Source organism: Actinotalea sp. JY-7885 (assembly GCF_014525465.1).
Lineage (GTDB): Bacteria > Actinomycetota > Actinomycetes > Actinomycetales > Cellulomonadaceae > Actinotalea.
Map to the genome: position 1 here is coordinate 1 of NZ_JACEXH010000268.1, position 3,039 is coordinate 3,039.

General features: G+C 75.5%; 3 protein-coding genes. 2 read left to right on the plus strand and 1 reads right to left on the minus strand.

Annotated features, from left to right (window positions below; translation table 11 throughout):
* The first annotated feature begins 198 nt into the window (after positions 1–198).
* Complete coding sequence (gltX, locus tag IDM29_RS16050) at positions 199–1,734, plus strand: glutamate--tRNA ligase (protein WP_220457949.1); 1,536 nt, start codon at positions 199–201, stop codon at positions 1,732–1,734.
* Positions 1,731–2,501 carry an HAD family hydrolase gene (locus IDM29_RS16055; RefSeq protein WP_182111560.1) on the plus strand — a complete coding sequence of 257 codons (771 nt, stop codon included), beginning with the start codon at positions 1,731–1,733 and terminating at the stop codon, positions 2,499–2,501. The genes gltX and IDM29_RS16055 overlap by 4 nt, the downstream gene beginning before the upstream one ends.
* Before the next feature lie 67 nt (positions 2,502–2,568).
* On the opposite strand, the gene IDM29_RS16060 is transcribed toward IDM29_RS16055, so the two are convergent.
* Positions 2,569–3,039 (minus strand): sulfite exporter TauE/SafE family protein (locus IDM29_RS16060; protein ID WP_188037781.1); only part of this gene is annotated, 471 nt, incomplete at its 5' end.

The following is a 3,039-nucleotide window of genomic DNA, read 5'->3' on the forward strand; positions in this document are numbered from 1 at the left end:
GGGCGCCGCCGCCATCAGCGCGGCGGCGAGCGGGTGCCGCGCCGTCCAGGCGCGCGCGTCGACCGCGGCGGGCGCCGGTGGCGCGGCCGGGAAGGGCGGGGGACTGGACATACCGGCACACTACGGACGACCACCGACACGGTCTGCGCACCTGCGGCGCGGGGGCCGGCCGACCCGCGCGACTAGGCTGGCACCACCATGCCTGAGAACCTCGCAATGCCGTCCGCCCCGTCCTCCACCGCCTCCGGATCGGACGTCCGCGTCCGGTTCTGCCCGTCGCCGACCGGCACGCCGCACGTCGGGCTGATCCGCACGGCCCTGTTCAACTGGGCGTACGCGCGGCACACCGGCGGCACGTTCGTCTTCCGGATCGAGGACACGGACGCCGCGCGCGACAGCGAGGAGAGCTACCAGCAGCTGCTCGACGCGCTGCGCTGGCTCGGTATGGACTGGGACGAGGGCGTCGAGGTCGGCGGACCCCACGAGCCGTACCGCCAGTCGCAGCGGATGGACGTCTACGCCGACGTCGCGCGCCGCCTGCTCGAGGCCGGCTACGCCTACGAGTCCTTCTCGACGCCCGAGGAGGTCGAGGCCCGCCACCGCGCGGCCGGGCGCGACCCCAAGCTCGGCTACGACGGCTTCGACCGCGACCTCACCGAGGAGCAGAAGGCGGCCTACCGCGCGGAGGGCCGTGAGGCCGTGCTGCGCATCCGGATGCCCGAGGACGACGTCACGTTCACCGACCTCATCCGTGGCGAGCTGACCTTCAAGGCCGGCTCCGTACCCGACTTCGTCATCGTGCGCGGCAACGGTCAGCCGCTCTACACCCTGACCAATCCGGTCGACGACGCGCTCATGGGCATCACGCACGTCCTGCGCGGCGAGGACCTGCTGTCCTCGACCCCGCGCCAGGTGGTGCTGTACCGCGCGCTCACGGCGATCGGCGTCGCGCAGGTGGAGCCGGTCTACGGCCACCTGCCGTACGTCATGGGGGAGGGCAACAAGAAGCTCTCCAAGCGGGACCCCGAGTCCAGCCTCTTCCTGCACCGCGAGCGGGGCTTCACGCCCGAGGGCCTGCTCAACTACCTCGCGCTGCTGGGCTGGTCGATCGCGCCGGACCACGACATCTTCACGGTCGAGGAGATGGTCGCGGCCTTCGACGTCGCCGACGTCAACCCGAACCCGGCCCGCTTCGACCTCAAGAAGGCCGAGGCCATCAACGCCACGCACCTGCGGATGCTCGCGCCCGAGGACTTCCGCGCGCGCGTGGTGCCCTACCTCCACGCGGCGGGGCGGGTCTCCGCGGCGTCGTACGACGCGCTCACCGACGCCGAGCGCAGGGTCCTGGACGTCGCGGCGCCCCTGGTGCAGGAGCGCATGACCCTGCTCGGCGAGGCCGTCGGCATGCTGGGCTTCCTGTTCGTCGACGACGCCGCCCTGGAGGTCGAGGACGACGCGCGCGCCGCGCTGCGCGACGACGCCGCCCAGGTGCTCGACGCGGCCACCGCCGCACTCGAGGCGCTGCCCGACGACGGCTTCACGACGGCCGCGACGCAGGAGGCGCTCACCGCCGCGCTCGTCGAGGGCCTCGGCATCAAGCCGCGCTTCGCGTTCACACCGCTGCGCGTCGCCGTGTCCGGCCGCCGCGTCTCGCCGCCGCTGTTCGAGTCCATGGAGATCCTCGGCCGCGCGTCCACCCTCGCCCGCCTCGCGGCGCTGCGCTCGACCCTGTGACGGGCGAGGCGCCGCGTCCCGACGCCGGCCGCCGCGTCGACGGCGTCCTCTTCGACATCGACGACACGCTCGTCGACACGCGCGCGGCGTTCGGCGCCGCGCTGGCCGCCGTGGCCGAGCGCTACCTGCCGCACGTGCGCCCCGAGCAGCACGCCGACCTCCTCGCGACGTGGCGCGCCGACGCCGGCGGCCACTACGCGCGGTACACGCGCGGGGAGCTCGGCTACGCCGCGCAGCGGATGGTGCGCGCCAACGAGCTGCACCGCCGCTTCGGCGGCCCGGAGCTCGACGACGCCGCGTACGCGGCCTGGGCCGCGGTGTTCGAGGCGGGCTTCACGGGGGCCTGGGCGGCGCACCCCGACGCGCGCGGGACCGTCGACCGACTGCTGTCTGCGGGCGTCGCCGTCGGCGCGCTGTCGAACGCCGCGGTCGCCTACCAGGCGAGCAAGCTCGAGCGCGTCGGGCTGCTCGCCGACGTCCCCGTGCTGGTCGGCGTCGACACGCTCGGCTTCGGCAAGCCGGACCCGCGCGTCTTCGCCGAGGCGTGCCGCCGGCTCGGGACCGCGCCCGGACGGACGGCGTACGTCGGGGACGAGCTCGACGTCGACGCGCGCGCCGCGGTCGCCGCGGGGCTGCTCGGCGTCTGGGTGGACCGGCCGGGACCGCGTCGCACCGAGGTGCCCGACGCCGGCGTCGCGGCCGCCCGGGAGGCGGGCGTGGTCGTCGTGCGGTCCCTGGACGAGGTCCCGGCGCTGCTCGGCGTCTGAGCCGCCGTCACGTCGCTGCTCGCGGCCCCGGTCCGAGCCGTCCGCCGGCTCCGCGGGACGGTCTCCGTCAGCCGCGCACCCACAGCGTGACGGCGGCCGCCAGCGCGACGACGACGATGAGCCCGCGCAGCAGCGTCGGCGGAAGACGCCGCCCGACGCGGGCTCCGAGGACCCCGCCGATCGCGGACCCCACCGCGACGAGTCCCGCGATGCGCCAGTCGACCAGACCGCCGACGACGAACACGGTCGCGGAGACGAGGTTCGCCACCCCCGCGAGCACGTTCTTGGCGCCGTTCGCCCGGTGCAGGTCGGTCGTCCAGCCGATGCCGAGCAGCGCGAGCAGCACGACGCCCTGGGCGGCCCCGAAGTAGCCGCCGTAGACCCCGGTCGCGCCGACGCCGACGGCGAGCCCGAGCGTCAGCGGGAGCGTCGTGTGGGTCGCGTTGGGGACCTGCGCCGTCCCGGGTGGTGCGTCGGCGGCCGCCCGCGCCGCGGCCCGACGCCGGACGACGGCGGCGACGCGCGGCTGCGCGGCCGC